This is a genomic window from Mesorhizobium huakuii, assembly GCF_014189455.1.
GTDB classification, from domain to species: domain Bacteria; phylum Pseudomonadota; class Alphaproteobacteria; order Rhizobiales; family Rhizobiaceae; genus Mesorhizobium; species Mesorhizobium huakuii_A.
This window is the reverse complement of sequence record NZ_CP050296.1, coordinates 3,653,268-3,679,825: the sequence shown is the minus strand read 5'-3', so window position 1 is coordinate 3,679,825 and position 26,558 is coordinate 3,653,268. Positions and strand designations below refer to the sequence as shown.

General features: G+C 63.8%; 27 protein-coding genes and 1 pseudogene. 21 read left to right on the top strand and 7 right to left on the bottom strand.

What is annotated here, in order from left to right; translation table 11 throughout:
- The first annotated feature begins 114 nt into the window (after positions 1-114).
- Together HB778_RS18205 and HB778_RS18200 are read left to right on the top strand one after the other, a co-directional pair.
- On the top strand, positions 115-684 hold the full coding sequence (locus HB778_RS18205; protein WP_172220273.1) for a NifU family protein: 570 nt from the start codon (positions 115-117) through the stop codon (positions 682-684).
- 82 nt (positions 685-766) lie between these two features.
- The gene (locus HB778_RS18200; RefSeq protein WP_027039720.1) at positions 767-1,093 is read left to right on the top strand and encodes an NIPSNAP family protein; all 327 of its coding nucleotides are present in this window, start codon (positions 767-769) and stop codon (positions 1,091-1,093) included.
- Positions 1,094-1,240: 147 nt separating this feature from the next.
- Here the strand turns inward: HB778_RS18200 and HB778_RS18195 are convergent, their stop codons facing one another.
- Entirely contained in the window at positions 1,241-1,858 is a 618-nt protein-coding gene (locus HB778_RS18195) for a L,D-transpeptidase (protein ID WP_183455772.1), read from the bottom strand.
- A 228-nt stretch (positions 1,859-2,086) separates the two neighbouring features.
- On the opposite strand from HB778_RS18195, the gene cueR reads away from it, so the two are divergent.
- The 3 genes from cueR to HB778_RS18180 all read left to right on the top strand — a co-directional run bounded on the left by cueR (position 2,087) and on the right by HB778_RS18180 (position 4,663).
- Positions 2,087-2,509, top strand: a complete 423-nt coding sequence (gene cueR / locus HB778_RS18190) for a Cu(I)-responsive transcriptional regulator (RefSeq protein ID WP_183455770.1) — start codon at positions 2,087-2,089, stop codon at positions 2,507-2,509.
- Positions 2,510-2,602: 93 nt separating this feature from the next.
- Positions 2,603-2,935 carry an SMR family transporter gene (locus HB778_RS18185; RefSeq protein ID WP_183455768.1) on the top strand — a complete coding sequence of 111 codons (333 nt, stop codon included), beginning with the start codon at positions 2,603-2,605 and terminating at the stop codon, positions 2,933-2,935.
- Between the two features lie 1,332 nt (positions 2,936-4,267).
- Positions 4,268-4,663 (top strand): response regulator, encoded by a 396-nt coding sequence (locus HB778_RS18180; protein ID WP_183455766.1) that lies wholly within the window; start codon positions 4,268-4,270, stop codon positions 4,661-4,663.
- Positions 4,664-4,675: 12 nt separating this feature from the next.
- Here the strand turns inward: HB778_RS18180 and HB778_RS18175 are convergent, their stop codons facing one another.
- On the bottom strand, positions 4,676-4,894 hold the full coding sequence (locus tag HB778_RS18175; RefSeq protein WP_183455764.1) for a hypothetical protein: 219 nt from the start codon (positions 4,892-4,894) through the stop codon (positions 4,676-4,678).
- Positions 4,895-5,120: 226 nt separating this feature from the next.
- Here HB778_RS18175 and HB778_RS18170 point away from each other — a divergent pair, with 226 nt between their 5' ends.
- A complete protein-coding gene (locus HB778_RS18170; protein WP_183455762.1) occupies positions 5,121-5,621 on the top strand; it encodes an MmcB family DNA repair protein in 501 nt (166 codons plus the stop codon).
- A 24-nt stretch (positions 5,622-5,645) separates the two neighbouring features.
- Here the strand turns inward: HB778_RS18170 and nhaA are convergent, their stop codons facing one another.
- The 5 genes from nhaA to HB778_RS18145 all read right to left on the bottom strand — a co-directional run bounded on the left by nhaA (position 5,646) and on the right by HB778_RS18145 (position 12,455).
- On the bottom strand, positions 5,646-6,842 hold the full coding sequence (gene nhaA, locus HB778_RS18165; RefSeq protein ID WP_183455760.1) for a Na+/H+ antiporter NhaA: 1,197 nt from the start codon (positions 6,840-6,842) through the stop codon (positions 5,646-5,648).
- Between the two features lie 226 nt (positions 6,843-7,068).
- Positions 7,069-7,632, bottom strand: a complete 564-nt coding sequence (locus HB778_RS18160; RefSeq protein WP_010913121.1) for an ActR/PrrA/RegA family redox response regulator transcription factor — start codon at positions 7,630-7,632, stop codon at positions 7,069-7,071.
- Between the two features lie 64 nt (positions 7,633-7,696).
- Entirely contained in the window at positions 7,697-9,028 is a 1,332-nt protein-coding gene (locus HB778_RS18155; RefSeq protein WP_183455758.1) for an ActS/PrrB/RegB family redox-sensitive histidine kinase, read from the bottom strand.
- Between the two features lie 26 nt (positions 9,029-9,054).
- Complete coding sequence (hrpB, locus tag HB778_RS18150) at positions 9,055-11,517, bottom strand: ATP-dependent helicase HrpB (RefSeq protein WP_183455756.1); 2,463 nt, start codon at positions 11,515-11,517, stop codon at positions 9,055-9,057.
- Between the two features lie 47 nt (positions 11,518-11,564).
- Positions 11,565-12,455 (bottom strand): DMT family transporter, encoded by an 891-nt coding sequence (locus HB778_RS18145; protein ID WP_183455754.1) that lies wholly within the window; start codon positions 12,453-12,455, stop codon positions 11,565-11,567.
- Positions 12,456-12,482: 27 nt separating this feature from the next.
- Here HB778_RS18145 and HB778_RS18140 point away from each other — a divergent pair.
- The 15 genes and pseudogenes from HB778_RS18140 (at position 12,483) to HB778_RS18070 (ending at position 26,558) form a co-directional block, all read left to right on the top strand.
- Positions 12,483-13,183 (top strand): annotated as a pseudogene (locus HB778_RS18140) (PIG-L deacetylase family protein).
- Between the two features lie 233 nt (positions 13,184-13,416).
- Positions 13,417-14,748: an ABC transporter substrate-binding protein gene (locus HB778_RS18135; RefSeq protein ID WP_183455752.1), complete on the top strand. Its 1,332-nt coding sequence runs from the start codon at positions 13,417-13,419 to the stop codon at positions 14,746-14,748.
- A 110-nt stretch (positions 14,749-14,858) separates the two neighbouring features.
- Positions 14,859-15,806, top strand: coding sequence for a carbohydrate ABC transporter permease (locus tag HB778_RS18130; RefSeq protein WP_096458420.1), 948 nt, complete (start codon positions 14,859-14,861; stop codon positions 15,804-15,806).
- Positions 15,803-16,753, top strand: a complete 951-nt coding sequence (locus tag HB778_RS18125; protein ID WP_183455750.1) for a carbohydrate ABC transporter permease — start codon at positions 15,803-15,805, stop codon at positions 16,751-16,753. The genes HB778_RS18130 and HB778_RS18125 overlap by 4 nt, the downstream gene beginning before the upstream one ends.
- A 214-nt stretch (positions 16,754-16,967) precedes the next feature.
- Complete coding sequence (locus HB778_RS18120) at positions 16,968-17,171, top strand: hypothetical protein (RefSeq protein ID WP_140733364.1); 204 nt, start codon at positions 16,968-16,970, stop codon at positions 17,169-17,171.
- Between the two features lie 2 nt (positions 17,172-17,173).
- Positions 17,174-18,286 carry an ABC transporter ATP-binding protein gene (locus tag HB778_RS18115; protein ID WP_183455748.1) on the top strand — a complete coding sequence of 371 codons (1,113 nt, stop codon included), beginning with the start codon at positions 17,174-17,176 and terminating at the stop codon, positions 18,284-18,286.
- Positions 18,279-19,292: an ABC transporter ATP-binding protein gene (locus tag HB778_RS18110; RefSeq protein WP_183455746.1), complete on the top strand. Its 1,014-nt coding sequence runs from the start codon at positions 18,279-18,281 to the stop codon at positions 19,290-19,292. The genes HB778_RS18115 and HB778_RS18110 overlap by 8 nt, the downstream gene beginning before the upstream one ends.
- A 73-nt stretch (positions 19,293-19,365) precedes the next feature.
- Positions 19,366-21,009, top strand: a complete 1,644-nt coding sequence (locus HB778_RS18105; RefSeq protein WP_183455744.1) for a dihydroxyacetone kinase subunit DhaK — start codon at positions 19,366-19,368, stop codon at positions 21,007-21,009.
- Between the two features lie 72 nt (positions 21,010-21,081).
- Positions 21,082-21,684, top strand: coding sequence for a dihydroxyacetone kinase subunit DhaL (gene dhaL / locus HB778_RS18100; protein WP_183455741.1), 603 nt, complete (start codon positions 21,082-21,084; stop codon positions 21,682-21,684).
- Complete coding sequence (dhaM, locus tag HB778_RS18095; RefSeq protein WP_183455739.1) at positions 21,681-22,070, top strand: dihydroxyacetone kinase phosphoryl donor subunit DhaM; 390 nt, start codon at positions 21,681-21,683, stop codon at positions 22,068-22,070. Before dhaL ends, dhaM begins: the two co-directional genes overlap by 4 nt.
- A gap of 19 nt (positions 22,071-22,089) precedes the next feature.
- Positions 22,090-22,392: an HPr family phosphocarrier protein gene (locus HB778_RS18090; protein ID WP_183455737.1), complete on the top strand. Its 303-nt coding sequence runs from the start codon at positions 22,090-22,092 to the stop codon at positions 22,390-22,392.
- Between the two features lie 41 nt (positions 22,393-22,433).
- On the top strand, positions 22,434-24,008 hold the full coding sequence (gene ptsP, locus HB778_RS18085; RefSeq protein ID WP_183455735.1) for a phosphoenolpyruvate--protein phosphotransferase: 1,575 nt from the start codon (positions 22,434-22,436) through the stop codon (positions 24,006-24,008).
- A gap of 11 nt (positions 24,009-24,019) precedes the next feature.
- A complete protein-coding gene (locus HB778_RS18080; RefSeq protein ID WP_183455733.1) occupies positions 24,020-24,445 on the top strand; it encodes a hypothetical protein in 426 nt (141 codons plus the stop codon).
- Between the two features lie 32 nt (positions 24,446-24,477).
- Positions 24,478-25,464, top strand: a complete 987-nt coding sequence (gene dhaK, locus HB778_RS18075) for a dihydroxyacetone kinase subunit DhaK (protein ID WP_183455731.1) — start codon at positions 24,478-24,480, stop codon at positions 25,462-25,464.
- Positions 25,465-25,535: 71 nt separating this feature from the next.
- A complete protein-coding gene (locus HB778_RS18070; RefSeq protein ID WP_183465135.1) occupies positions 25,536-26,558 on the top strand; it encodes a nucleotidyltransferase family protein in 1,023 nt (340 codons plus the stop codon).

Genomic DNA, 26,558 nt, shown 5'->3' with positions numbered 1-26,558 from the left:
AAAACATTCCGCCAGCTAGCCTTTCCAGCGACGCGTTTCGCTTGAATGTCCAGCCGATAGAGCCTATTTAGAACTATTCCAAACTAGTTGCCCGAAACGGGCACGGAGACGGCCATGTTCATCCAGACCGAATCGACGCCCAATCCGGCGACGCTGAAATTCCTGCCCGGCAAGGAAGTGCTGCTGGAAGGCACCGCCGACTTCCGCGATGCCGACAGTGCGGCAACGGCCTCGCCGCTGGCCGGCCGGCTGTTCGAGATTCCCGGCGTCACCGGCGTCTTCTTCGGCTACGACTTCATCACCGTGACCAAGGACGGTCCTGACTGGCAGCACCTGAAGCCGGCGATCCTGGGCGCCATCATGGAGCATTTCATGTCCGGCGCGCCTGTCATGGCCAAGGCCGGCCCGGCCGCCGAGACCAGCCAGACCGGCGAATTCTACGACAAGGCGGACGAGGAACTCGTCATCACCATCAAGGAACTGCTCGACACCAGGGTGCGCCCGGCGGTGGCCCAGGATGGCGGCGACATCACCTTCCGCGGCTTCGAGAACGGCACGGTGTTCCTGCACATGAAGGGCGCCTGCGCCGGTTGCCCGTCGTCGACGGCGACGCTGAAGCACGGCATCCAGAACCTCCTGCGTCACTTCGTGCCGGAGGTACAGCAGGTCGAGCAGGTCTCCTGACGCCCCTTTGATAATTCTACCCTGCTGACCATCTGGTCCGATTTTCTTCGCTTCCGGCGCATCGATCCGAAGGAACTCCAAAATGATCTACGAACTTCGGGTTTACCGGGCTTTGCCCGGACGCTTGCCGGCGCTTCTTGATCGCTTCGACAAGATCACCCTCAAATTATGGGAAAAGCACGGTATCCGCCAAGCGGGTTTCTTTACCACGCTGATCGGTGCTTCGAACAACGAACTGACCTACATGCTGGCATGGGAATCGCTGGCCGAACGCGAAGAGCGCTGGACGGCGTTCGTGAAGGACCCCGCATGGACGCAGGCGCGGGAAGATTCCGAGCGTGATGGCCAGATCACCGAGACAATCACCAACCAAATCTTGGTTCCCACTTCGTTCTCGGCGGTGTCCTGACCGCCGAGCAGGCGTCGCATCGAGCAAACAACAAAAAACCGGGCCGAATTGCCCGGTTTTCTGTTTGGGACGTCCGTTGTTGCCTAGACGGTCCGCGTACGAAACTTGTCTTCTCGTTGACCATGATCCCGCGAGGGATCGTGGCCCTTACATCACGATGACCTTGGCGCCGACCGAGGTGCGGTCGTAGAGATCGATGATGTCCTGGTTCATCAGCCGGATACAGCCGGACGACATCGCCTTGCCGATCGAATTCCATTCCGGGCTGCCGTGCAGGCGGTAGCCCATGTCGCCGCCCTTGTTGAACAGGTACATGGCGCGCGCGCCGAGCGGGTTCTTCAGGCCCGGCTCCATGCCATCGGCGAACTTGGCCAGCTCCGGCTGCCGCCTGATCATTTCACGCGGCGGCGTCCAGGTCGGCCATTCGCGCTTCAGCGCGATATGGGCGGTACCATGCCATTCGAAGCCCTCGCGGCCGACACCGATGCCGTAGCGGATGGCCAAGCCGTCGCCCTCGACGAAGTAGAGGAACTTGTTCTGCGTATCGACGATGATGGTGCCGGGCTTTTCCTTGGTATCGTAATTGACTTCCTGCCGGTGGAACTGCCTCGGCACTTTTTCAATCGGGATGCGCGGCAGTTGGTAACCAGCATCGGTCACGGCGCCGTAGTCGTTGGAGAAGATCTGCCCGCCAATGGTGCTGCAACCGGCGATGGCCGTGGACAGCGCCAACGCGGCAATTATTGCAAGCGACTTCATGCGCATGTGGTGATCCGGAGCCCCGCCCAAATGTCAGCGGCACGAGTCGACCGCTTTCTTGATCATCATTCATGCTGGCATTTGCTTTGCTTGCCAAGCGCACGATGCCTATATGCGTGGCCCTACATGCTGGTAAGCGTCTCACTATGGCATTTCAGCAACAGCCCTCACCGGATTGTGTAGGAAATTCAATGGAGGCGACATCAAACGGTTACCTGGAATCGAGGATCAGTCATGAACGTCGGTGATGCAGCCCAGCGGTCCGGCCTGCCGGCCAAGACCATCCGCTACTATGAGGAGATCGGCCTGATCGCGCCGGCGCGCGCCGCCAACGGCTACCGCGATTACTCCGGCGACGACATCCACCGGCTGGCCTTCCTGCGCCGCGCGCGCAACCTCGGCTTTTCCATCGACGATTGCCGCCAGCTGATGGCGCTCTACCAGGATCGCGGCCGCGCCAGTGCCGACGTGCGCGAGATCGCCGCCGCCCATGTCACGGCGATCGAGGAGAAGGTGCGCGAGCTGCAGTCGATGCGCTCGACCCTGCAGAAACTGATCCATGCCTGCCATGGCGACAACAGGCCGGACTGCCCGATCCTGGATGACATGGCGGGGGCTGCGGCGCCTGGCGATGAGGCCGCTGCACAGTCCGCCTGAGGGCCATGCCCAGATAGAGATCACGAGAAAGTGAACGTGACGGCGCCATTGGCCTCTGATCATTAGATACCTCCCAATCGATGGAGGTTCGCCGTGCCTGCTTATGCCATTCTTGCCCTGGCCATTGTCGCCGAAGTCATCGCAACGAGCGCGATGAAAGCCTCGGAGGGCTTCACCAGGCTTGGCCCGTCGATCGTGGTGCTGCTCGGTTACGCGGCAGCGTTCTTCTTCCTCGCGCAGGTTTTGGACCGGATACCGATCGGCATCGCCTACGCTGTGTGGGCGGGCGGCGGCATCGTCCTTGTCGCGCTGGTCGGCTGGATTGTCTATGGGCAAAGGCCGGATGCTGCGGGCCTCATTGGCATGGGCCTGATCCTGGCTGGCGTGCTGGTTCTAAACCTGTTGTCCAGGACCAGTGCCCATTGATCTAGACCATATCTGTCAAACATAGGATCGCCCCGAAAAGCCAGAGACTGCAGACAATCGACCCGTTGAACTGCCTGCTCGATGCAGCCATATCCGGAGGAACAAGGGACTTCAGTCTTATTTGCGTGATTGCTAATATACATATAGATTGATCGACGCGGGGACAACTCTACCCAAAAGCCCACACCCGCAATGGCCGGTGCAGCCCCTATAGACCAAAGCGCAAACTGCGCCGGCCATTCCGCGGGCACATTCCCGAGCGTCAATCCTTATATGCCTACTAACTAAAGTAACGGAACGTCCAATGGACATTAACGGAACCTAACCAGTCCTCTCAGACCTTTGTGCATCTGCACGCAAGACTTTAGTCCCGCAACTTTCCAAATAAATCCTGCCGTCTTCCAAAGAAGAGTGAAAGTCGTTCGCCCCGACATAGGGTCGCCGTGCAAGGGATCAAGCCCCCAGTTCGTCCGCCGCGCGCGTCGGACAGTGCATGCTGGTTTCCACTGAGGTACGGTGCCGACAGGTCCGCCAATCCGCTTGCCACGCACCCAGTAGGAACGACCCGGCACGCTCGCAGTCGGGGGGACGTGGGGTCGTGCCGGGTCGTTGCGGGTCAGGCTTTTGGGATCGTCTCCGCACTGCCCAAACTATATTCATATTAGAAATAGCTCAATTAAGACTGAAGTCCCGTCCACAGACTGCTCAGTTGTAAGGGCAGCACCTGCCCTGTGCTGTTCCACGGGATGAATATTTGACAGAGCCGATACACCCAAAAGAAGTCAGGATCGGTTCTTGAAGGCTTGATTTGAAGGGCATACCGTCGGCACAATGGGCTGGGTGACGCTATGTTGAACGACGATAAAGACAAGCAGTTTTGGGCTTTGGACCTGGACGCTCTGCGCAGGGCTTTCGAAACATACGCTCAAGAGCACAAAACAACGGCTGCGGAGTGGGGGGAACACGTCAAGCGGTTCCTCGAAAGACAAAGAGTTCTCCAGCGTGAGTCGAACTGATCCCCAGCCGTAGGGGCACACCGATCCTGTGGCGTTCCACCGGATGAACTCGACTTCCCTCCTACTGGTTCCCCACGGGCCTCCATTCGGCTGTAGGGTTATGAAATGCCAATCGCCTCAGATGTTTCTACTTTCCTTGCGCCAGTGAGAGCCGGTGGGTGTCCCGGGAAGGATGCGTCGTTCATCCGGTGGAATATCACAGGACAGGTGCGGCCTCCTGCGGCTGGGTAGCGTCGTACGTTTCCGACAATCAATGAGACGGAACCAATACCGGGTTGTGCGCGTAGTGATGCGCAACTTGCGGGGTATTTAACAAATGATGGTCGGGATGGTTCTGGTCGTTGAAGACGAGCCACTAATCCTGCTCGATGTCGAGACGGCGCTACATGAAGCCGGCTTCGAAGTCGTTGCTGTCACAGATGCGGTGCAGGCGTTGGCCGCTTTCGACGCTGAGCCTGGTAAGTTCAAGGGCCTGATCACGGACATACGGTTGGGCAACGGACAATCCGGGTGGGAGGTGGCCAAGCATTTGCGGCAAGCCATTCCAACCATTCCGGTGGTCTACATGAGCGGGGACAGCGCTATCCATTGGGGTGCCGAGGGCGTTCCAGAAAGCGTGATGATCACCAAGCCGTTCTTCCTGCCTCAGATCATTACAGCGCTGTCTACGCTGCTAAATCAGCAGCCGGTGAACCTGGGCAATTCGGATTAGGCTGGGTAGCCCTCAGATATGATTGGTCTGCCAACCATTCGATGCACTGTCGAGAGCCATCCGGATATCGTCCGGTCTATCGATGCCGCCGCTGAATAGAGCGATCAAGCGGCGTGCCAAATGCTCACGCGCCGGGTGCGAGCCCTCAATGCCTGCTTGCTCGCAATAGTCGTCCAAAATCCTGGTAAGTGTTGCCAACTGTATTTCGTCAGCCGTTCCGCGAATGGTCATCTCGCATACTCCCGATTGGGCGAAAGCGTGATCGACTCTTTCAAGCGCCCGTTTGCCGTTGGAGGCGGGCGACACACGGACTGTACGCTTCCGACAATCGGTTAGCGAGTCAAATCAGTATCGGCCTTAAGGATTATATTCCTATTTCACTTTGGGTTTGTCAACCAGATAATCTCGATCGTAAAAAGGGTTCAAACCGTGAACAAAATCTGGCATGGTGCCTGCCATGCCGATCATTTCCCCTATCGCAATCAATCCCCTCATCGACGGCCGACAGTCCGAACGCGCCATGCTGGTGCGACGCGGGGTGCAGCGGCTGCTCATGGAAATGGGCGCGCATGTGCTGCCTGAATTGTCGCTGGCCACGGGCCGCCGCGCCGACCTCGTGGCGCTGACCCGGCAGGGCGACATCTGGATCATCGAGATCAAATCCTCGATCGAGGATTTCAAGGTCGACCGCAAATGGCCTGACTACCGGCTGCACTCCGACCGCTTCTTCTTCGCCACCCATCCTGGCGTGCCGGCGGACATCTTCCCCGAAGAGTGCGGCTTCATCCTTTCCGACGGCTACGGCGCCGAAATCCTGCGCGATGCGCCGGAGCATCGCATGGCAGCGGCAACGCGCAAGGCGCTGATGCTGCGCATCGCCCGTGCCGGTGCGGCGCGGCTGCTGGCGGCGGAACTGGCCGGGGTGTCGGTGCCGGCGCTCGAGGGGGAGAGCGAGTAGCTCGCAGTACTACGAACCGCGCCCCTACTCCGTCTCTTCTTCCACCCCGCCAGCCGCCGGCGCCATCAGCAGCACCGCGGCGCCGAGTATGGCGGCGATGAAGGAGCCGGCGAGGATGCCGACCTTGACCGCGTCCTGCAGGGCGACATCGCTGGCGAAGGCGAGCAGGCCGATGAACAGGCTCATGGTGAAGCCGATGCCGCAGAGCAGCGAGATGCCGATCATATGCGACCAGCCGGCATGGGCGGGAAGATCGGCCAGGCCAAGCCTTATGGCAAGTGCCGAGGAGCCGAACACGCCGACCAGCTTGCCGACCACGAGGCCGGCGGCGACGCCCAGCGTCAACGGCTCGATCAGCGCGCCAAAACTCAGGCCGGCAAGCGAAACGCCGGCATTGGCGAAACCGAAGATCGGGATGACGAAGAAGGGCACGATTTTGTGCAGGCCGTGCTCGAGCCGGTGCAGCGGCGAATGGTCGAGATCATGGCCGATCCCGGCGGAGCGTTCGAGCGGAATGGTCAGCGCCAGCGCGACGCCGGCCAGCGTGGCGTGGACGCCCGATTTCAGCACCAAGACCCACAGGATGGCGCCGAGCACGAGATAGGGCACCAGCGTCATCACCCGCATGCGGTTGAGCACGACAAGCACCGCAATGACGGCGAAGGCGGCACCGAGATAGGCGAGCGACAGGCCGCTGGTGTAGAAGATGGCGATGATGATGACGGCGCCAAGATCATCGATGATGGCGAGCGCGGTCAGGAAGACTTTCAGCGAGGCCGGCACGCGGCTGCCGAGCAGCGACAGAACGCCGAGCGCAAAGGCGATGTCGGTGGCGGTCGGGATCGCCCAGCCGGAGAGTGCCGGCCCGTTGTTGCGATTGATCAAGACATAGACCAGTGCCGGAACCACCATGCCGCCGGCCGCGGCAATGCCGGGCAGGACCCGGCGCGGCCAGGTCGACAGCTGGCCGTCCATCATCTCGCGCTTGATCTCCAGCCCGACGAGCAGGAAGAACACCGCCATCAGCCCGTCATTGACCCAGTGCGAGACGCTGAGCGGGCCGAGATAGGCATGGAGGACGGAGAAATAGGTTTCGGCGAGCGGTGAATTGGCGACGATCAACGCAAGGGCCGCCGCCACCATCAGGATGATGCCGCCGGCCGCCTCGCTGTCGAGGAATTCGCGGAAGACGGATACTGGCCGCTGCTTCAAATCCTGCATGTCGCCTCCGTCATGCCGCGTCATTCTCGATGATGCTCAAACTCCGGCCTCCGGGCAAGTAATCGGACCGTGTTTCAGCGCCTCAGAGACTGTTTCGAAATTCGCTCCGGCGAGTCATATGGTGGTGGTTTCGAGAACCGGAGCGGAGCGGACATTTGGGTCCGTGAGCACCGGAAGCGCAGAAAACGCCATCAGATGGCCGCCGGAGTAGAATTTCCAAACAGTCTCAGCGCGGCGCCCGCTTGGCCAGGATCCGCTGCAGCGTGCGGCGGTGCATGTTGAGCCGGCGCGCGGTCTCGGAGACGTTGCGCTCGCACATTTCATAGACGCGCTGAATATGCTCCCAGCGCACGCGGTCGGCCGACATCGGGTTTTCCGGCGGTGCGGCGCGCTCGCCCGAAGTGCGGGTGAGGGCAGCGAAGATGTCGTCGGCATCGGCCGGCTTCGACAGATAGTCGACGGCGCCAAGCTTCACGGCCGTCACCGCAGTGGCGATGTTGCCGTAGCCGGTCAGGATGATGGTGCGGGAATCCTCGCGCTTCTCGCGGATGGCGGCGACGACGTCGAGGCCATTGCCGTCGCCGAGCCGCATGTCGACCACGGCGTAGGCCGGCGGATTGGCGCGGGCCTTGCCCACGGCCTCCTCGACGCTCTCGGCGGTCTCGACCACAAAACCCCTGGTTTCCATAGCGCGGGCGAGACGCGTGAGGAACGGCTTGTCGTCATCGACGATCAGAAGCGAGGTGTCCTCGCCTTCAACCATTGCGCCAATATTTTCATCGCCTGTCATCGTCGTAAGAATTCCTGCTGCCTTAATTTTACGCAGATATAGTTTTGCGTCGCTATTGTCCAATTTACGCAGTGTCAAACATGGTGGCCGGGGCGGTTTCCGGGTTCAGAAAGACACTGCGCGGCCACGAAATCTGCACCACGGCGCCCTCGCCCAGGCCGCTCGAATTGCGGAAATCGAGCGTGGCACCCGAGCGTTCGAGCAGCGTCTTGGCAATGAACAGGCCGAGCCCCAGGCCACCGCCGGCCTCGGTGCCCTGGCGCGTCGACATATAGGGCTCGCCGATGCGGTCGATGATCTCAGGTGGGAAGCCGGGGCCGTCGTCGATGATCGAGAAGGTGACGGCGGCCTCGTCCCAGCTCCAGCGCACGGTGACGCTCTTGCGGGCGAAATCGACGGCGTTCTCGACCAGATTGCCGAGGCCGTAGATGACGCCCGGATTGCGGCGCCCGACCGGCTCCGGCCCGGTCCGGTCGCCCGGACGAAGCTTGATCGAGATGCCGAAATCGCGATGCGGCGCGGTGACCTCCTCGACTAGCGAGGTCAGCGGCAAACGGGACAGATGCGCCTCGCCCTCGGACGACAGGCTGGTCAGCCGCTTGAGGATTTCGCGGCAGCGCTCGCTCTGCGAACGCAACAGTTTCACGTCATCACCATATTTCGGGTCGCTGCCGAGGGCCTTTTCCATTTCCTTGGCGACGAGCGTGATGGTGGCGAGCGGCGTGCCAAGCTCATGCGCCGCCGCCGCAGCCAGGCCATCGAGCGCCGAAAGGTGCTGTTCGCGCTGCAGCACCAGTTCGGTGGCGGCAAGCGCATTGGCCAGAAGCCGCGCTTCGGCGGCCACCCGAAAGGCATAGATGGCGGTGAAGGCGATCGAGGACAGCACCGCCATCCACATGCCGGCGACATAGATGAAGGGCATGGCCAGCGGCGCACCCTCATACCAGGGCAAGGGCAGATGGAAGAACACCAGCAAGGTGGCCGCCAGCATCACCAGCCCGCCGAGGATGGCGGTGAGGCGCAGAGGCAGCGACGTCGCCGAAATAACCACAGGCACGGTCATCAGCAGCGAGAACGGATTGGTCAGGCCGCCGGTCATGTAGAGCAGGCCGGCAAGCTGCAGGCTGTCGAAGATCAGGATGCCGAAGGCGGCGAACGGGGTGAGCCGGTGCGCCGCCGGAAAGCGGAAGGCCAGGAAAAGATTCATCCACGCCGAACAGGCGATCAGCGCGAAGCATAGGCTGACCGGCAGCGGGAATTTCAAACCATAGGCGACGACGAGCACCGCCACGCTCTGGCCGACAATGGCCAGCCAGCGCAGCCGGATCAGCGTGTTGAGGCGCAGCCGCTGGCTCTGCTGAAAATCGGGCGCGTTCAGGATGTTGATCATGGCCATGGATTACAGCCGCAGAAGGGCAAGCGCTAGGTCCCACGCGGTTTCGCGCGGGCGGTGGCGGCGGCGAGCAGCGGGTTCTCCGGCCAGACATGCTTGGGATAGCGGCCGCGCATGTCGGCGCGCACGTCGGCCCAGGAGCCGCGCCAGAAGCCGGGCAGGTCGCGCGTGGTCTGGATCGGCCGGTGCGCCGGCGACAACAGTTCGAGCGTCAGCGGCACGGTGCCGTTGGCGATCGAAGGGTGGCGGTCGAGGCCGAACAGCTCCTGCACGCGTACCGCCAGCACCGGCCATTCACCGTCATAGCGGATCGGCACATGGCTGCCCGACGGCGCGTCGAAATGCGTCGGCGCCAGCGCATCGACCTTGCGCTGCAGCTCGTGCGGCACGAGCGAAGCCAGGCCGGCCGAGACGACCCCAGGATCGATGGCGGCCAAGGATGCGGCGCCGGACAGGAAGGGCAGCAGCCAGTCGTCGAGGCGCTGGATCAGCGCTTCGTCCGACATATCGGGCCAGGGTGCGCCGAGGCCACGATGCAGCCAGGAGAGCCGCTGGCGCAGCGTCTCGGCCTCCTTGCTCCAGCCCAGCAGCGACAGGCCGTGCTCGCGCAAGGCATCAAGGATGGCGCGGTCGGCCTCGGCACCTGTCGGAGCCGGCAGCATGCGTTCGGCAAGCGTGATGGCGCCGAGGCGAACGGTTTCGCGCACCCTCACGGCGCGGCGCTCGCGGTCGAAGCTCACTTGCCGGCGCGTTTCGATCCGATCGGCCAGCACGGCGCGGATGTCGTCCTCGCTTGTTGCAGCGGCAGCCGTGATGCGGGCGTTCTGCGCCTTGCCCTGCAGGTCGGCGACGACCAGAAACGGCTCGCCCGCCAGCGGGTCGGCGGCATCGAGCATGGCGCCGGAGCCATTGGCCAGCACGAAGCGCCCGCGCTCGCCGCGCGCCGCGGCGACGCGGTCCGGCCAGGCGTTGATGAGAAGAGAACCCGCAGGTGCGGCCTCGCTGTTTTTCACCCCGCCCACCTGCTTGGCCAGCCGCTCAGCCAGTTGCCGCGCGGCGGTGGCGCGCGGTGATCTTTCGCCGCGAAAGCGCATCAGCCGCCGTTCGAGATCGGCGCCATCGCCGCCAAGGCCGCGTTCGGTAAGCAGCACCGCCAGCATGGCCGCCTCGCCCGCATAACCGCTCTTTGCCGCCTCGGCGACCATATGCGCCAGCCGCACCGGCAGAGCGAGCTTGCGCATCGAAGCGCCCGCTTCCGTCAAACGCCCCGCCTCGTCGATGGCATGGAGCGCGCGCAGCAGCGCCCCTGCCTCGTTGAGCGCCGGCGCCGGCGGCGGATCGAGGAAGGCGAGCGCTGTAGGATCCACAACACCGAAGGCGGCACAGTCGAGCAGCAGGCCCGAAAGGTCCGCTTCGAGGATTTCCGGCGGCGTGAAGGCGGGAAGTGCCGCCGTCTGCTCGGCGCGCCACAGCCTTATGGCGACGCCGGCTTGCGTGCGCCCGGCGCGGCCGGCGCGCTGGTCGGCGGACGCCTTGCTGACGCGTACCGTCTCCAGCCGCGTCAGGCCGCTGGCCGGCTCATAGCGCGGCAGCCGCGACAGGCCGGAATCGATGACGACGCGCACGCCGTCGATGGTGATCGACGTCTCGGCAATCGAGGTCGCCAGCACCACCTTGCGGCGACCAGCCGGCGCCGGCTTGATCGCGGCGTCCTGCGCCTTGCCGTCGAGCTGGCCGTAGAGCGGCACGATGTCGGTGTCGGCGCCGACCTTGCCGGCCAGCCGTTCGGCGGTGCGCTCGATCTCGCGCTGGCCGGGCAGGAAGGCAAGCACGCTGCCGCTCTCTTCGGCAAGGGCGGCGCGGATCGCCTTGGCCATCGCATCCTCGATCGGGACGCCGGCCGGCCGTTCGTCATAGCTTATGTCGACAGGGAAGGCGCGGCCCTCGCTTTCGATCACCGGCGCACCTGACAAGAGCTTCGCCACTCGAGCCCCATCCAGCGTCGCCGACATCACTAGCAGTCTGAGGTCAGGCCGCAACGCACCTTGCACGTCGAGCGCCAGCGCCAGGCCGAAATCGCCGTCGAGCGAGCGCTCGTGGAATTCGTCGAAGATCACCGCCGAGACGCCAGGCAGTTCGGGATCGTCGAGGATCATGCGCGCAAGTACGCCTTCGGTGACGACCAGTATTCTGGTCTTTGCCGAGGTGCGGTTTTCCATGCGCATGGCATAGCCGACGGTCGCGCCCGGCTCCTCATCAAGCAATTGCGCCATGCGGCGGGCGGCGGCGCGGGCGGCGAGCCGGCGCGGTTCGAGTAGCACGATCTTGCCCGCACCCAGCCACGGCGCATCGAGCAGCGCCAGCGGCACCAGCGTCGTCTTGCCGGCGCCGGGCGGCGCCACCAGCACCGCGCTGTTGCCGGCGCCGAGCGCCTCGCTCAGCGCCGGCAGCACGGCTGTGACCGGAAGCTCCGGCAGGGATCTTGTCGTCATCGCGTCCGAATATCAGCGGTAACGGTCGCCGTGCAACCGGCGCCGGCTCAAAGCCGGGTGCGCGCAAACGGGTTCCAGCGCACCGTGCCGAGCCGCACCTCCTCGCGCACCATGGTCAGCAGGCCGGCCCCACCGACCACCGCCAGACCGACCAACGACAACCAGTCCGGATATTCCTGGAAGAACAGCGCGCCGAGGATGACCGCCCAGACGATCTGCGAATAATGCGTCGGCGCGATCCGGTTGGCGGGCGCGTATTTGGCGGCGAGCAGTTGCATGAATTGTCCGCCCGCGGTGAAGGCGCCCGCCATCGCCAGCCAGACGAGCTGCATGGCATTCGGCAAGGCGAAGGAGGTGGCGGCGGCGCCGACCCCGTTGAACAGCAGGCCATAGCCGACAAGCACGCCGAGCATCGACGTGCGCTTCTCCTGCTGGGCAAGTGACCGCAGGAGAATGACGCTGGTCGCGGCGAGGAAGGCGTTCACGAAGGCGGCCAAATGGCCGAGGTTCAATTCGCGGAACCCCGGCCGCACCACCAGCATCACCCCGGCAAAGCCCGCGAACACGGCCAGCCACCGCCAGGGGCCGACCTTTTCCTTCAGGATGACGGTGGACAGGATGGTGACCAGCAAAGGCGCCAGGAAGATCAGCGCGTAGACTTCGGCCAGCGGAATGTGGGTGAAGGCATAGACACTGAGCACACCGGAAGCGATGCCGGCCCAGGCGCGGGCCTGCACGGCCCATGGCCGCTTCATGCGTAAGAAATCGCGCCAGCGCTCGCCCACCGGGCGGGTGAAGAACAGGAAAAAGCCGGCAAACAAAGTGGCGAAGAAGCCGATCTCGAAGACGGTGAACTGTCCGCCCAGGCTCTTGATAACGGCATCGCTGCCCGAATAGCTTGCATAGGCGATCAGGGCGAGCAGGATTCCGTTCGGCACGTTTTTCCATTTCCGGGGAGAGAGTCGTTGAAAATACTGGCGCTCGGTGCGCATCCGGACGACATCGAGATCTTCATGTTCGGTACGCTGGCCGCCTATGCGGCGCAAGGCGCAGAACTCACTTTTGCCGTGGCCACGGATGGCGCCAGGGGCGGCAAAAGTGATCCCGCCGTTCTCGCCCGTGTCCGCCGCGAGGAAGCCGCGCGCCGCGGGCAGCACTGCTAGGTGCTGCGCCACGCTTCCTCGACTTTCCCGATGGCGAATTGGTGGCCGATGCCGCACTGATCGGCGCGCTGAAAACGCTGATCCGCGAGACCGGGCCGGAGCTGGTGATCACGCATGCGCCCAACGACTATCACGCCGACCATCGCGCGCTGTCGGACGGCGTGCGCATCGCGGCCTCGTTCGCGGTTCCGGTGCTGCATGCCGATACGATGGGCGGCACCGGATTCTCGCCGACGCGCTATGTCGATATTTCCGCCTACCGGGATATCAAGACTCAGGCGATCCGCATGCACCGGTCACAGCGGCCGGAGCAATATGTCGACCGAGCGCGTATCCAGAATGAATTTCGCGCCGGTCAATGCAACGCCGTCCCAGGGTCATTGGCCGAGGCTTTTCGTTTCGAGCCGACATTTCCCTTCGCCGACATACGTGCCTTGCTGCCGCCCGCGCCGCCGGTCCGGCCGGTGACGCCACAGACCAACGTCATCGGCGAGGCCGACTGAGCGGCTGCCGGAGAAACCATCCGGCGCTCATTTCCCAACGATTTCAATCACCCGTTTCGTCATGCTGCGGCGCAGCGACGAATTCGCTTGCGTTGTTTAGTAAAAATTGCATCACTAAACAAATTACTAAACATCTGCCGCGCTCCGGCGCCGCCATGTTTGGGCCTCTGAGGAGAGAGGTTGAGGGCTCTTGAAACCGTCATCCGGGCGCGTTTCGCAAATGGGAGGAAGGCATGAAATCGAGCTTGAAAATGGCGTTGGGACTAGCCTCGGCGATTGCAGCGTCGACAGCCGTCTCGAACGCCGCGCACGCTGAAGACCTGACGCTTTGCTGGGCCGCCTGGGACCCGGCCAACGCACTTGTCGAACTGTCCAAGGATTTTACCAAGGAAACCGGCATCGGCATGAAATTCGAATTCGTGCCGTGGACCAACTATGCCGACCGTTTCCTCAACGAGCTGAACTCGCACGGCAAATTGTGCGATCTGATCATCGGCGACAGCCAGTGGATCGGCGGCGCCGCGGAGAACGGCCACTACGTCAAGCTGAACGACTTCTTCGACAAGGAGAAGATCAGCATGGACGACTTTGTGCCGGCGACCGTGGTCGGCTATTCGGAATGGCCGAAGAACACGCCGAACTACTGGGCGCTGCCGGCCATGGGCGACGTCGTCGGCTGGACCTACCGCAAGGACTGGTTCTCCAAGCCTGAATTGCAGAAGGAATTCAAGGAAAAGTATGGCTGGGATCTCGGCCCGCCGGCGACCTTCGACCAGCTGAAGCAGATCGCCGAATTCTTCCAGAAGCGGCAGATCGACGGCAAGACCGTCTATGGCGCCTCGATCTACACCGAGCGCGGCTCGGAAGGCATCACCATGGGCGCCATGGACGTGCTCTACAGCTACGGCTTCCAGTATGAGAACCCGAAGAAGCCCTACGAGATGGAAGGTTTCGTCAATTCGGCCGACGCGGTCAAAGGCCTGGAATTCTACAAGGCGCTCTATGATTGCTGCACCCCTCCGGGCGCATCGAACAGCTACATGGGTGAAGGCGTCGATGCCTTCAAATCCGGACAGGTGGCGATGCACATGAACTTCGCCTTCACCTGGCCAGGCCTGCAGAAGGACGAGAATGTCGGCGGCGACAAGATCGGCTACTTCGTCAATCCCAAGGGTCCCGGCGGCGCCCAGTTCGCCCAGCTCGGCGGCCAGGGCATCTCGGTGGTGTCCTATTCCGACAAGCACGAAGCGGCGCTGAAATACATCAAGTGGTTCGCCAACAAGGACGTGCAGGCCAAGTGGTGGTCGCTTGGCGGCTATTCCTGCCTGAACGCCGTGGTGAACGATCCGAAATTCCCCGCCAGCCAGCCCTACGCCCAGGCCTTCCTCGACTCGATGGCCATCGTGAAGGACTTCTGGGCCGAGCCGAGCTACGCGCCGCTGCTGCAGGCCTCGCAGAAGCGCTTCCATGACTATGTCGTCGCCGGTCAGGGTTCGGCCAAGGATGCGCTCGACGGCCTGGTCAAGGACTGGACCCAGGTCTTCCAGGACGATGGCAAGATGTAACCGGCTCCTCCCGAGCTAGGCGCAAGCGTCCCGTGCCGCCCTTGGCACGGGACGCAGTTCAGATAAATTCCATCACAGAGACGACCCAAGTGACCGAAGCAGGACTTACCATGCTCAATCGGACTGCGGAGAACGTTGCCCGGGCGACCCCGGAACCGTTGGCCCGCAAGGTCCGGGGCATCAGCGACAAGGGCCTCGCCTGGCTGTTCATCTCGCCGACGATCCTGTTGCTGCTCGCCATCAACATCTTCCCGCTGTTCTGGGCGATCTATCTGTCGTTCACCAATTACCGGGCCAACCGGCCGAACGAAGTGGTGAAGAATCTCGGCTTTGCCAACTACCAGCGCATCCTCGGCGACCAGGACATCTGGATCGCCATGCAGACGACAGCGCATTTCGTGTTCTGGACCATCCTGTTGCAGACGCTGATCGGCTTCACGCTGGCCTGGCTGATCGACCGGAAATTCCGCGGCCACGCATTCTGGACGACGCTGATCCTGGTGCCGATGATGCTGTCGCCGGCGGTGGTCGGCAATTTCTGGCGCTTCCTCTATGAGCCGCAGATCGGCCTGTTCTCTTATGTCATCTCGTTCGTCAGCGGCATTCCGCCGACAAGCATCCAGATGCTTTCCAACGTGTCGATGGCGCCGTGGTCGATCATCATCGTCGATACCTGGATGTGGACGCCCTACGTGATGCTGATCTGCCTCGCCGGACTGCGCTCCATCCCCGAATACATCTATGAGGCGGCCGAGGTCGACCGCGCCTCCAACTGGCGGCAGTTCTGGTCGATCACCCTGCCGATGGCGCTGCCCTTCATCATGCTGGCAGTGCTGTTTCGCGGCATCGAGAACTTCAAGATGTTCGACATGGTCAACCTGCTGACCGGCGGGGGGCCGGGCTCGACCACCGAAGTAGCGTCCATCACGCTGAAGCGGCAGGCCTTCGAGAGCTGGCGCACCGGCTATTCCTCGGCCTTCGCCATCATCCTGTTCGTAGCGGTGTTCGGTCTGGCCAACATCTACGTCAAGGCGCTCAACAAGGTGAAGCAGAGATGAGCCTGACCACAGCCCATTCGGTCGTCGCCCCTTCGGCCAATTCGAAGCGCATCGCCGGTGCGATCATCATCGCCTACGCGCTGATCTCGATCGTGCCGCTGCTGTGGATCTTCGCCACCAGCTTCAAGACGCCACCGGATTCGATCGCCTATCCGCCAAAAATCGTGTTCCAGCCGAGCATCGAAGGCTATTGCAATCTGTTCACGACGCGGACACGGCAGACGCCGGAATACATCAACTCGCTGGGGCCGGCGACCGGCTTCTGCGACGAGACCGTGCGCAAGCGCAACATGGTGATCGCCGGTCCGTCCAACTTCCTGCCGCGCTTCGTCAACTCGCTGATCATCGCCTTCGGCTCGACCTTCTGCGCGGTCTTTCTCGGCACGCTGTCGGCCTATGGCTTCTCGCGCTTCAAGGTGCCGCTCGCCGACGACCTTCTGTTCTTCATCCTGTCGACGCGCTTCATGCCGCCGATCGCGGTCGCGATTCCCATCTACCTGATGTACCGCGAGCTTGGCCTGTCGGACACGGCACTTGGCATGATCCTGCTCTACACGGCGGTCAACGTGTCGCTGGCGGTGTGGCTGCTCAAAGGCTTCATCGACGAGATCCCGCGCGAATATGAGGAAGCGGCGATGATCGACGGCTATACCAGGCTGCAGGCCTTCTGGCGCACCGTGCTGCCGCAGGCGACCACCGGCATTGCCGCGACCGCCATCTTCTGCCTGATCTTCGCCTGGAACGAATATGCCTTCGCCGCGCTGCTGACGTCAGGCTCCGCACAGACCGCACCGCCTTTCATCCCGACCATCATCGGCGAAGGCGGCCAGGACTGGCCGGCGGTGGCGGCCGGCACGACGATCTTCCTGGTGCCGATCCTGGTCTTCACCATCCTGCTTCGCAAGCAATTGCTGCGCGGCATCACCTTCGGTGCGGTGCGCAAATGATTGGTGTCGGAATAAGTCGACCCCCACTCCGTCGAGCTTCGCTCGACACCTCTCCCCGATCGACGGGGTAGAGGAAGGGCGCGAACTTCATTCAGCCAGGCTCCCTTCCTCTCCCTCCGGAGGGGAGAGGTGGCGCTGCGAAGCAGCGACGGAGTGGGGGAACCACCTGGCAACTATCTCTCCCCTTAAACGGGGAGAAGGAAGGGAGCTACGCATGACGCGCCCCGCCATCTCCAGGAAATCATCATGGCCCCGTTGGGCAAGGCGCGGCCTGATGGAAAACATCGCGACGGCGCTGATCGCCATCGGCTTCCTGATGCTGTTCCAGCCCTTCGCGCTGTCGCTCTACACCTATTCCTTCATCACCATGCTCGCCGGCACCGTGATGTTCATCATCGTCTCGAAATTCCCGGAATAATCATGGCCGAGATCCGTGTTCAGCACCTGAGAAAGGCCTTCGGCGATTTCGTCGCCGTGCAGGATTCCAACTTCGTCGTCGAGGATGGCGAGTTCTTCGTCATGCTCGGGCCGTCGGGCTGTGGCAAGACGACGACCTTGCGGATGATCGCCGGGCTCGAACTGCCCACCGGCGGCGAGATCCTGCTCGGCGGCGAGGACGTCACCATGCTGCGGGCACGCGAGCGCGACATCGCTTTCGTGTTCCAGCTGTTCGCGCTCTATCCGCACATGAATGTGCGCAAGAACATCGGCTTTCCGCTCTTGGCACAAGGCATGCCGTCGGCCGAAATCCGCACCCGCGTCGAGGAGACGGCGAAACTCCTGCGCATCGACCACCTGCTCAACAAATCCGTCTCGGGCCTTGCCGGCGGCGACCGCCAGCGCGTGGCGCTCGGCCGCGCCATCGTGCGGCGGCCGAAATGTTTTTTGATGGACGAGCCGCTCGGCACCTTGGACACCGAATTCCGTGACCTCATGGTCCATGAACTGCGCGAGCTGCACAACCGCATCCACGCCACCACGGTCTATGTCACGCACGACCAGATGGAAGCTATGTCGATGGCCGACAAGATCGCGGTCATGAACCACGGCGTCATCGAGCAGTTCGGAAGCCCACGCGAAATCTACGACCGCCCGGCGACCATGTTCGTCGCCGACTTCATCGGCTCGCCGCCGATGAACTTTCTGGGCTTCGGCGGCGGGCTCGCCAAGGGCGCGAAGGAGATCGTCGTCCAGGGCGCGAAGGTCGCGGTGCCGGAGGTGCGCGAGGATATCGCGCCCAGCGACATGGCGCTTGGCATAAGGCCCGAACACATCCGCTTCGACGATGCCTCGAAGCTGCGCGGCGCCATCTATGGAACGGAATATCTCGGCACCACGCAGATCGTCGCGGTGGAAACCGCGGACGGTATCATCAAGGCGCGCGTGCCGGCCGAAATCCGGCTCAATGCCGGGGACCATGTCGGCCTGGCCCTGAACAGCGCGCGGCTGTCGCTGTTCGACAAGGGATCGGGCCGCGCGGTGAGAACCGCGGTTCACGACACCGCCTCTCTGGGGAGAGCGCAGCATGGCTGACGTGCACATCAAGAACGTGACCAAGAGCTTTGGCGAGCATGTCGCCGTCAACGGTCTCGACCTGCACATATCAGACGGCGAGTTCGTCGTGCTGCTCGGGCCGACCGGCGCCGGCAAGACAACGACGCTGCGGCTGATCGCAGGGCTGGAACGGCCGGACAGCGGCACGATCGAGATCGGCGGCCATAATGCGACGACGCTGTCGCCGGCCGAGCGCGACACCGCCTTCGTCTTCCAGCAATACTCGCTCTATCCGCATCTGTCGGTCTACGACAATCTTGCCTTCCCGCTGCGCTCGCCGGCCCGGAAAATACCGGAGGACCAGATCCGCCGACGGGTCGAGGAAGTGGCGAAGATGGTGCGCATCCATCACAAGCTCGCCAACCGCTCGACCAAGCTTTCCGGCGGCGAAATGCAGCGCGTCGCCATCGGCCGGGCGCTGGTGCGCAAGCCGGCCATCTATCTGATGGACGAGCCGCTGTCGTCGCTCGACGCCAAGCTGCGGGCGGACTTGCGGCTCGAATTGAAGCGCATCCAGTCCGAACTCGGCGCCACCATGCTCTATGTCACGCATGATCAGATCGAGGCGATGACTATGGCCGACCGCATCGGCATCCTGGCCGACGGCGTGCTGGTGCAGATCGGCTCACCGCGAACCATCTATTCGGAGCCGGCAAACCTGCATGTCGCGGCAAGGCTCGGCCAGCCGGCGATCAATCTTCTGCCGACCGGCCTGCTGCCCGATGGCGGCGCGCCGGCCGGCACCAGGACGATCGGCGCGCGCACCGAACATCTGACGATCGAGAAAGCGATGAACGGCCATGCCGACGGTGTCGTCGACTGGGTCGAGCATCTCGGCGACCAGAACCATCTGCATGTGACGGTAGGGCCGAAGAAACTGGTGACGCTGACCGACCCCGACACCGATCTGGCGCAGGGCGACAAAGTGGTGATCCGCTACCGTTCGCCACTCTATTTCGGCGCCGATGGACAAAGATTGATGTGAACGGTTCCGGTGTTTGCCCGCCAAGGGGGCAGCGCCGCTTCTGATTGACGATCGCGAATACGGGACGAATTCGATGAAGCACTTTTTCAACCGCAGGGAAACGATCGTCACCGAGGCTCTGGACGGCCTGTTGCGCACCATCGGCTCGGGCGATCTCGCGCGCCTCGACGGCTATCCCGAGATCAAGGTCGTGCTGCGCGCCGACTGGGACAAGTCGAAGGTCAGCGTCGTTTCCGGCGGTGGCGCCGGGCATGAGCCTTCGCATGCGGGCTTTGTCGGCAAGGGCATGCTGACGGCGGCGGTCTCCGGCGAAATCTTCGCCTCGCCAAGCGTCGAAGCGGTGCTGGCGGCCATCCGCGCGGTCACCGGCCCGGCCGGCTGCCTGCTGATCGTCAAGAATTATACGGGCGACCGGCTCAATTTCGGCTTGGCGGCCGAGAAGGCCCGCGCCGAGGGGTTTCGCGTCGAGATGGTCATCGTCGCCGACGATATCGCGCTGCCCGACATTGCCCAGCCGCGCGGCGTTGCCGGCACCCTGTTCGTGCACAAGATATCGGGCCATCTGTCGGAGGCGGGCCACGACCTGGCTGATATCGCGGCGGCGGCGCGGGCGGCGGCGAAGGATATTGTTTCGCTCGGCATGTCGCTGTCGTCGTGTTCCATCCCCGGCCAGCCGCATGAGGAGAGGTTCGGTGAAAATGATGGCGAGCTTGGCCTCGGCATCCATGGCGAGCCCGGCGTCGAACGCATCGCTGTGCAGAGCGCCGACCGCCTGGTGGCGATCATGGCGGAGCGCCTGGCGGCGCGGCTTGACCCGAAGGCCAGCCACGCCTTGCTGATCAACAACCTCGGTTCGGTGCCGCCGCTCGAAATGTCATTGATTGCCAATGCGGTGCTCGCCTCGCCGCTGGCCGGGACCGTCAGGCTGGCGATCGGCCCCGGGCCGCTGATGACGGCGCTCAACATGAACGGCTTCTCGCTGTCGCTGATGCGGCTCGACGCGGCGCGCGAGGCAGCCCTGCTGGCGCCGGTCGGCCCGCATGCCTGGATGCCGGCCAAGCCGGTCGCGGCACCTGTCATCGTGCCGATGGCGAAAGCAGCCGGACAAAGTGCTGCGCACAAGGCCAGCCAGGATGCCGGCACCAGGCGCCTGATCGTCACGGTCTGCGAAAAACTGATTTCACTTGAAGCTTCCTTGAACGGGCTGGACGCCAAGGCGGGCGACGGCGACACCGGCTCGACAGTGGCGACCGGCGCGCGCAGCATCCTCGAGCGGCTCGATACGCTGCCACTGGCCAGCCCGGCGGCCACCCTTGGCGCGATAGGCGACATATTGAGCACGTCGATGGGCGGCTCAAGCGGCGTGCTGCTGTCGATCTTCTTCACTGCGGCGGCACAGGCCCTCGGCGGCGGGGCCAGCTTGTCCAAGGCACTGCTTGCCGGGCTTGAGCGGATGACTTTCTACGGCGGCGCCAAACCAGGTGATCGCACCATGGTCGATGCGCTGGAGCCCGCGCTGAAAGCGCTCGACGCCAATGGCCTGGAGGAGGCCGCAACAGCCGCCCGGCACGGCGCTGAAGCCACAGCCGCGATGGAGAAGGCGAAGGCCGGACGGTCCGCCTATGTCGGCACCAAATTGCAGGGCGTGGTCGACCCCGGCGCCCATGCGGTGGCCGAGGTGTTCGCGGCCGCCGCCACGCTGCTTGTCTCGGCCTGACGCATGCACCAGTTGTCGAATGACCGTTCTTTCGCTACTGCCGGCAGACTGGAAACCGGGATTTTGGGCGACATGGCGCCGTTGAACCTTGCCAGGCTGATCGCGGTGGCCGCCGATACGATTGCCGCTCACGCCGAGGAATTGACGGCGCTCGACCAGGCGATCGGCGACGGCGACCATGGGTTGAACATGAAGCGCGGCTTCGAGGCCGTGCGGGCCGAGGCCGGCGCGTTCGCCGCCAAACCTTTGCCCGACGCCCTGAAGGCGATCGGCACCAAGCTGGTGATGACGGTGGGCGGCGCTTCCGGCCCGCTCTTCGGCACATTGTTCATGGCGCTCGGCAAGGAGATTGCGGCAGACCCCGATCGCGCCAGCCTGACGGCTGCCTTCGGCAAGGCGATCGAAGCAGTGGCCGCGCGCGGCAAGTCGCAAGTTGGACAAAAGACAATGCTCGATGTGCTGCAGCCGGTGCATGACGCCTTGGCTGGCGGCAAGACGACGGCGGAGATCGCCGATATCGCCGATGCTGCCGCCGAGGCGACCGTGCCGATGAAGGCGCTGCGCGGCCGCGCCTCGTTCCTTGGTGACCGCTCTATCGGCCATATGGATGCCGGCGCGCGCTCGACCGCGCTGCTGGTGCGCTCGGTGGGACAAGCGATCGGGGAAAGCGCATGAGCAATGTCGGGATCGTGATCGTGTCGCATTCGCCGCTGGTCGCGGAGGGCACGGCCGACATGGTACGCCAGATGGTGGGCAACGAAGTGCCGCTTGCATGGTGCGGCGGAAACGGCCATGGCGGGCTCGGCACCAGTGTCGAGGCGATCATGGGCGCCATCGACAAGGCCTGGTCGGAAGCCGGTGTCGCCATTCTTGTCGATCTTGGCGGCGCCGAGACCAACTCGGAAATGGCGGTGGAGATGATCGGCGAGCCGCGTGCGCAGAAGATCATCGTCTGCAACGCGCCGATCGTCGAGGGCGCGGTGATGGCCGCGACCGAATCCTCCGGCGGCGCCTCGCTGAAGGAAGTGGTGGCGACGGCGCACGAATTGTCGCCGTCGTGAGTGAACGGGATTTCTGAAAATGTCCGCAGCCGCCGAAGCGACCGTCCTGATCACCCACGATGTGGGCCTGCATGCGCGTCCGTCGGTGAAGTTCACCAAGCTGGCCAAGACGTTTGCCGCCGACGTGGAAATCGCGCTTGCCGCCAACGGGCCTTGGTTCGACGCCAAGAGCATCGTCAAGGTGATGGCGGCCAAGGCGCCGAAGGGTACGGTGCTGCACATCAGGGCCAGCGGCAACGGCGCCGATGACGCCGTGCGCGCGCTGATCGACCTGGTGCAGCGCGATTTCGACGAGGACGCCGGTCATGTCCGCTCGGCGTGACGCTGGCGCGCGGTTTCGCCGCCCGGCAAGGAATGCGGGCCATGCGGATTGAGGGTGTTCCGGCCTCGGCCGGCTATGCCGAGGGGCCGCTGTTCGACCTCGACCGCCCGCCGGCCGTCTACGCAGGCAAGGCCACAGCTGCTGAAGAGAAGACGGCGCTGGAAGCCGCGATCGGCAAGGCGGTGAGCCGGCTTACCGCAATGGTGGAAGCCGCCGACAGCGACGCCGCCGGCATACTCGAATTCCACATCGCCATGCTGGAGGACGACGCGCTGAGCGGCCCGGCCTTCGCATCCATCGCTTCCGGGCGGACCGCCGACGTGGCCTGGCGGCAGGCGCTCGATGCCGAGATCGGCGGCTATGAGGCCTCCGACCAGGACTATTTCCGCGCCCGCGCCACGGATTTGCGCGATATCAGGGACCAGGTGCTGCGCGCCCTGACCGAGGACGGTGGCAGCACAGCGCCGTCCGGTGCAATCCTGTGTGGCGAGGACATGGCGCCGACGCGCTTTCTCGAAACCGACTGGAGGCATGGCGGCGGCATCGCACTAAAGGCGGGCAGCACGGCCAGCCACGTCGCCATGTTGGCGCGCTCGCGTGGCGTGCCGATGGTCGTCGGTCTGCGCGAACCGCCTGCCAGTCTTGCGGGCATGGCGCTGCTCGACGCCGAGCACGGCAGCATCGTTCTGGCACCCTCGCCGGCAGAGATCGGGGCGTTCCGGCAGTCATCCTCTTCCTTCGCGGCCCGCCAAGGCATGGCGCAGCGTTTTCTGGCGCGGCCGGCGGTGACCAAGGCCGGCACTGCGGTGCGCGTGCAGGTCAACATCGCCGACCCCTCCGATGTCGACGCCATCGACATCGCGATGTGCGACGGTGTCGGCCTGATGCGCACCGAATTCCTGTTCGGCAAGACTTTGCCGGATGAGGAGACGCAATATCGCGCCTATCGCAAGGTGCTGGAATGGGCCGGCGACAAGCCGGTGACGATCCGCACCGTCGATGCCGGCGGCGACAAGCCGGTGCCGGGCTTCACCGTCGAGGAAGGCAATCCGTTCCTCGGGCTGCGCGGGATCAGGCTGTCGCTGGCGCGGCTCGACATTTTTCGCGTCCAGATCAGGGCGTTGCTGCGCGCCGCGCCACACGGCAATCTCAGGGTCATGTTTCCGATGATCGCCGTGGCCGAGGAGTATGAACGCGCAGCCGCTTTGTTCGCCGAGGAACAGGCAGTTCTTGCCGCGCGCGGTGTTGCCCACAAGATGCCGCCGCTGGGCATCATGGTCGAGGTGCCTTCAGTGGCCATCGCGCCGGAGGCATTCGCCGGCGTCGCCTTCTTCTCGATCGGCTCCAACGACCTGACGCAATATGTGATGGCTGCGGCGCGCGACAATGCCGCGGTCGCGCATCTCAATTCGGTCCGCCATCCGGCGGTGCTGCGGCTGATCGGCTCGGTCACGGCTTTTGGACGGGAAAACGGCATTCCCGTCAGCCTGTGCGGTGATGCCGGCGGTGATCCCGCGTCGATCCCGTCGCTGCTCGAAGCCGGCTTGCGCGATCTTTCCGTCGCGCCGGCGCAACTCGCCATGGCCAAGGCGGCCATTTCAGATGTTTCGGTCTAGGCGCGGCCGGCATGGTTGACATCAAACCCGAACCCGGCTCCGAGGAGGCGATCCGCGCCTACAAGACGATCCTGTCGCGCGTCATCGACCAGCGGCCGTCCGGCATGCGCCAGCGCCTTGCCGACGCGCTTGGCAAGCACCGCAGCTTCGTGACGCAGATTTCAAGCCCGGCCTATACGATTCCGATTCCGTCGAAGCATTTGCCGTCGATCTTTTCCGTCTGCCATTTCAGCCCGGCCGAGCGGGATCAGTTCCTCGCCGCCTACCATCAGGCGCATCCGGGAAAAATGTCGATCGCGGCAGGCATGCGCAAGACGCGGCATGTGTCGCTCGTCGTGCCCGATTTCGGCGACGACAAGCAGAACGCGGCGCTCGACCGGGCGATCAACGAATTCATCCAGAAGATCACCAGCATCGCCGGCAAGGGTGGCGGCTGACCACTTGTTGCCGGGCTGTTTGGGAGGACGCCATGAAGAAATTTATGAACGCGGTGGACACGGTGCTGACCGAGAGCCTTGACGGTTTTGTCGCCGCCCATGCCGATATCCTCGTGCTTGGCGAGGAGCACAAATTCGTCCGCCGCAGGACCTTGCGACCGGGCAAGGTGGCGCTGATCTCGGGTGGCGGCTCCGGCCACGAGCCGCTGCATGGCGGCTTTGTCGGCCACGGCATGCTGGATGCCGCCTGCCCCGGCCAGGTGTTCACCTCACCGACGCCGGACCAGATGCTGGCGGCGGCGCAGGCCGTCGACACCGGCGCCGGCTGCCTGTTCATCGTCAAGAATTACGAGGGCGATGTGATGAATTTCGACATGGCGGCGGAAATGTCCGATGGCGTCCTGCAGGTGGTGACCAATGACGATGTCGCCGTCGAGAATTCGTCCTATACGACCGGCCGGCGCGGCGTCGCCGGCACGCTGGTGGTGGAAAAGATCGTCGGCGCGGCGGCTGAGCATGGCCTGGCACTGCCGGTGCTGAAGACGCTGGGCGAACGCGCCAACGCCGCGACCCGCTCGATGGGTGTGGCACTGACCAGTGGCACCGTGCCTGCCGCCGGCAAACCGACCTTCGACATCGGCGACGGCGAGATGGAATTCGGTGTCGGCATCCATGGCGAGCCCGGCCGCCGCCGCGACACGTTGAAGAGTGCCGATGCGATCGCGGAAGAGATATGTACCGCCATCCTGGGCGATCTCGGCGACAGAGCGAAAGGCCCGGCGCTGCTGTTCGTCAACGGCTTCGGCGGCACGCCGCTGATGGAGCTCTATTTGATGTACAACAGCGCGCGCAAAATTTTCGACAAGCGCGGCGTGACGGTAACCCGCTCGCTGGTCGGCAGCTATGTCACCTCGCTCGACATGGCCGGCTGCTCTATCACGCTGACCATGCTCGATGACGAAATGACCGGTTGGTGGGACGCGCCTGTCCACACGGCGACCTTGCGCTGGGGCATGTGACGCTGGCTTCGGCCGCGCTTTTCTGCGACCATCCCGGACAATTCATTTAGCGATAACATTTGTCCTGGTTGATGCTGCCGTCCCTCACCTGCGCCGAAGAAAGACTGCTGCTGCGTTTCGCCGATCCGGAGGCTGCGGCAGTCGGCGAAGAATTGTCGGCAAAGGCTCTATCAGCGCTGCTGGACAATGCCGAATTCCACGGCGTCCTGCCGATCATGCTGCGCAAATTGCAGGAGCGTGGCGACGCGCATCTGCCGTCGGACGCCGGTTTGCGGGAGAGACTGGACGATCTGCGCGACAAGGCGACGATCGCCACCGGCCAGTCGATGCTGCTGCAATATCATGGCGACCGCATCATGAAGGGGATAGCGGCGCAAGGCATTCCGGCGCGGATCGTCAAGGGACCGGTCTTCGCGCGAAAGCTCTACCGCAACGTTTCCGACCGGCCGTTCACCGACATCGACATCCTGGTCGAGCCCGCCAACCTTGCACGGGCAAACCAGGTGATCGCGGCATGCGGCTTCGTGCTCGGTAGCGACGAGGCCGAATCCTACCAGCTGCAGGAATTCAAATGGCTGGAAAAGGAGAATTCCAGCCTGCTGGTCGAACTGCATGGCGACCTAGTGCATGACACCGGGATGCGGCGGCGCCTGTCGCTGGGGTTCCGCAAACTGGGCATCATCGACGGCGAAGCGACGGACACGCCGGCGGCGCTTCTGACGATCGCCATCGTGCACGCCGCCGGCGGCCACAAGTTCCATCGCCTGCAGCTTTGCGTCGACGTGCTGCAAGGGGTGCGGGCGCTACAATCGTCGGAATCAGAAACCCGCCTGCTCGACGCCGCCCGCGTGACAGGCATCGAGCTCGAATTGGCGATCGTGCTCAACGTGACCGGCGAGCTGTTCGGCGAGGCCCACGCGCTCGAGCTCGCCGGCCGGATCAAACCAGACCTTTCGATACGGCTCGCCAAGCGGTTGATCACGACAACCACGCTGCTCCGGGTCAATTCCCGCGAGAAGATCGGCTCGCGCCTGCGCCGCGATGCCTTCCGCTGGATACAGCGTCTGGCCAAGGCCAGGCCGTACGCCGCCTGA

Coding starts and splice junctions, on each gene's coding strand:
- HB778_RS18195 (WP_183455772.1), bottom strand. CDS start 1,858: ATGCGCATGAAGTCGCTTGCAATAATTGCCGCGTTGGCGCTGTCCACG.
- dhaK (WP_183455731.1), top strand. CDS start 24,478: ATGAAGAAATTTATGAACGCGGTGGACACGGTGCTGACCGAGAGCCTT.
- nhaA (WP_183455760.1), bottom strand. CDS start 6,842: ATGCAGGATTTGAAGCAGCGGCCAGTATCCGTCTTCCGCGAATTCCTC.
- HB778_RS18135 (WP_183455752.1), top strand. CDS start 13,417: ATGAAATCGAGCTTGAAAATGGCGTTGGGACTAGCCTCGGCGATTGCA.
- ptsP (WP_183455735.1), top strand. CDS start 22,434: ATGCGGATTGAGGGTGTTCCGGCCTCGGCCGGCTATGCCGAGGGGCCG.
- HB778_RS18170 (WP_183455762.1), top strand. CDS start 5,121: ATGCCGATCATTTCCCCTATCGCAATCAATCCCCTCATCGACGGCCGA.
- dhaL (WP_183455741.1), top strand. CDS start 21,082: ATGGCGCCGTTGAACCTTGCCAGGCTGATCGCGGTGGCCGCCGATACG.
- dhaM (WP_183455739.1), top strand. CDS start 21,681: ATGAGCAATGTCGGGATCGTGATCGTGTCGCATTCGCCGCTGGTCGCG.
- HB778_RS18120 (WP_140733364.1), top strand. CDS start 16,968: ATGACGCGCCCCGCCATCTCCAGGAAATCATCATGGCCCCGTTGGGCA.
- HB778_RS18105 (WP_183455744.1), top strand. CDS start 19,366: ATGAAGCACTTTTTCAACCGCAGGGAAACGATCGTCACCGAGGCTCTG.
- HB778_RS18160 (WP_010913121.1), bottom strand. CDS start 7,632: ATGACAGGCGATGAAAATATTGGCGCAATGGTTGAAGGCGAGGACACC.
- HB778_RS18205 (WP_172220273.1), top strand. CDS start 115: ATGTTCATCCAGACCGAATCGACGCCCAATCCGGCGACGCTGAAATTC.
- HB778_RS18180 (WP_183455766.1), top strand. CDS start 4,268: ATGATGGTCGGGATGGTTCTGGTCGTTGAAGACGAGCCACTAATCCTG.
- HB778_RS18200 (WP_027039720.1), top strand. CDS start 767: ATGATCTACGAACTTCGGGTTTACCGGGCTTTGCCCGGACGCTTGCCG.
- HB778_RS18110 (WP_183455746.1), top strand. CDS start 18,279: ATGGCTGACGTGCACATCAAGAACGTGACCAAGAGCTTTGGCGAGCAT.
- HB778_RS18125 (WP_183455750.1), top strand. CDS start 15,803: ATGAGCCTGACCACAGCCCATTCGGTCGTCGCCCCTTCGGCCAATTCG.
- HB778_RS18175 (WP_183455764.1), bottom strand. CDS start 4,894: ATGACCATTCGCGGAACGGCTGACGAAATACAGTTGGCAACACTTACC.
- cueR (WP_183455770.1), top strand. CDS start 2,087: ATGAACGTCGGTGATGCAGCCCAGCGGTCCGGCCTGCCGGCCAAGACC.
- HB778_RS18070 (WP_183465135.1), top strand. CDS start 25,536: ATGCTGCCGTCCCTCACCTGCGCCGAAGAAAGACTGCTGCTGCGTTTC.
- HB778_RS18130 (WP_096458420.1), top strand. CDS start 14,859: ATGCTCAATCGGACTGCGGAGAACGTTGCCCGGGCGACCCCGGAACCG.
- HB778_RS18115 (WP_183455748.1), top strand. CDS start 17,174: ATGGCCGAGATCCGTGTTCAGCACCTGAGAAAGGCCTTCGGCGATTTC.
- hrpB (WP_183455756.1), bottom strand. CDS start 11,517: ATGACGACAAGATCCCTGCCGGAGCTTCCGGTCACAGCCGTGCTGCCG.
- HB778_RS18080 (WP_183455733.1), top strand. CDS start 24,020: ATGGTTGACATCAAACCCGAACCCGGCTCCGAGGAGGCGATCCGCGCC.
- HB778_RS18090 (WP_183455737.1), top strand. CDS start 22,090: ATGTCCGCAGCCGCCGAAGCGACCGTCCTGATCACCCACGATGTGGGC.
- HB778_RS18155 (WP_183455758.1), bottom strand. CDS start 9,028: ATGGCCATGATCAACATCCTGAACGCGCCCGATTTTCAGCAGAGCCAG.